This window comes from Vibrio sp. 10N.247.310.98 (genome assembly GCF_041467395.1).
Classification (GTDB): Bacteria; Pseudomonadota; Gammaproteobacteria; order Enterobacterales; family Vibrionaceae; genus Vibrio; species Vibrio crassostreae_C.
Genome location: NZ_JBFSUL010000118.1, coordinates 1 through 1,744, shown reverse-complemented (window position 1 = coordinate 1,744; position 1,744 = coordinate 1). Strand labels below are relative to the sequence as shown.

Annotated in this window: 1 protein-coding gene; it reads right to left on the bottom strand. The window is 45.2% G+C overall.

Annotation, left to right across the window (positions count from 1 at the left end):
* Window positions 1–88 precede the first annotated feature (88 nt).
* Window positions 89–1,606: an ISNCY family transposase gene (locus AB6E78_RS22840; RefSeq protein ID WP_372134266.1), complete on the bottom strand. Its 1,518-nt coding sequence runs from the start codon at window positions 1,604–1,606 to the stop codon at window positions 89–91.
* Between the last annotated feature and the right edge of the window lie 138 nt (window positions 1,607–1,744).

The following is a 1,744-nucleotide window of genomic DNA, read 5'->3' as shown; positions in this document are numbered from 1 at the left end:
TGTGATTACCGAGGGAGGTTGACGGTCTAATTACCGAAGGACTCTGTCACAGTCTTATTAATAGTAGTCAACCATGACAGTTCTGCTCTTATTCGATAATTGATGCCTCGGCACGAGCTTCCCGTAACTCTCTTGTATTCAGCTTTTCTTCAAGCCAGATGTTCCTTACTGTTGAGTGACTAATCGAGATGTTAAATCGCTTTCTCATCTCACCACTGATCCTGATCGATGTTAGATGAGGTAATTTGAGCGTTAATGAGATGACGACATTTCGAGTCTTCTCATCGATGCGGTTACTGTGCCTTGATTGGCCATACATACGTTTCAAAGCTAATGGACCATGTGCTTCGAGAAGTTGACGGTTGTTGTGAATGCTTTTGACAGAGCAACCGCTCTGCCGAGCAGCTTCTCTCACATTGCCTAACTCCTTGGCAAGTTCAATAGCATCGAGCTTTTTCTGAACTTCTTCCCCGTATTCTTTCCTAGAGCTAGGCTCAACAAGCTCTTTAATGGACAGCTCTCGGTCAGCAAAGTAAGCGGCGAAGTTACCATCAAGTTGCTTACGTAGCTCAACTTGTTGACTCACGATAGAGTGCCTTAACGGAGAGGTAATTTGATACATTGCGTTACCATAACTGAAGGTATGGTCCCGACGGATTTTTCGATATTCTTTTTGGATACATATCGCATCGAGGTTTAGGTGTTTCGGAACGGGCCGATGTTCCGAGCGCACCTGCTTAGCGTTGACGGTGAGGGTTGTCGCCCAATAGTCAGGGATGAAAGTGTTTTGCAGGTAGTCATTTGCGCTATTCATATCGGTGATCCCCGCCAGTCTTAACTCAGGGACGAGACGATCTTGGAACGTATCGAAGGCACGTTCGATACGACCTTTTCCTTGGGGGGAGTTGGCAAAAATAATTTCTATACCAAGCTCTTCGCAGGCTCGTTGCATCTGAGAGAAGTGGCAGCGTTTTGGTCCACCAAAGATACCCGCTCTATCGACATAAAGCGTCTTAAAAAGCCCCTTTTTTTCGATATAAGCCTTCATTACTTTAAGGCAGCCTTCCGTAGTTTCTGAAGGAAAGAACTCTGCATGAACGTCACTGGTTGCGTCATCAATCATAGCGATAAGGCAGGACTTTTTGTCCCCGAACCAAAGGTGGGGGCTGCCGTCCATTTGCAACATTAAGCCTTCTGCCTCCATGCGCTCTCGTCGTCTTCTTACTTTGGAGCGGCGATGTTTAGCTCGTTTTACATGATGGATTTCGTGCGCCCAGGTACGAAGTGTCTCTCGCTTTACTTTGATGCCTTCAAACACTTCCAGCATGTCTGCCAAATGAAGCATGTTAAAGTCGTAATACTTGGCTTTTATCAGATATTGAACTTGCTTCTTTAAGGTCACGGGGATTTTATTAGCGGGTGCTCTTCCTGTGTTGCCATGAACAACGAAACGAATACCATCGGTACGGTATCGCCTGAGGTAACGTTCAATGGTTCGGGGGGATTTATTGAGCAGTTTCGAGGCATTGAGAATAGAGATTTTGTTAAGTGCCACTTTAGCAATGACATCCACGGTAAGCTGGGATTTAGCATCCATAACGATCATCCTATACACCCTTTGACTAATTCACAGTGATAGTCAAAGGATTACGTAAAAAGTAGGACCGTCAATTTCCCTCGGTAATTAGGCTAACGACAAAGTCATTTGGTAGTTAAGGTACGACAGAATCGCTTGGTGATCACA

What these genes read in the sequence shown, in the direction of transcription:
- AB6E78_RS22840 (WP_372134266.1), bottom strand. Translation starts at nt 1,606, where the DNA reads ATGATCGTTATGGATGCTAAATCCCAGCTTACCGTGGATGTCATTGCT.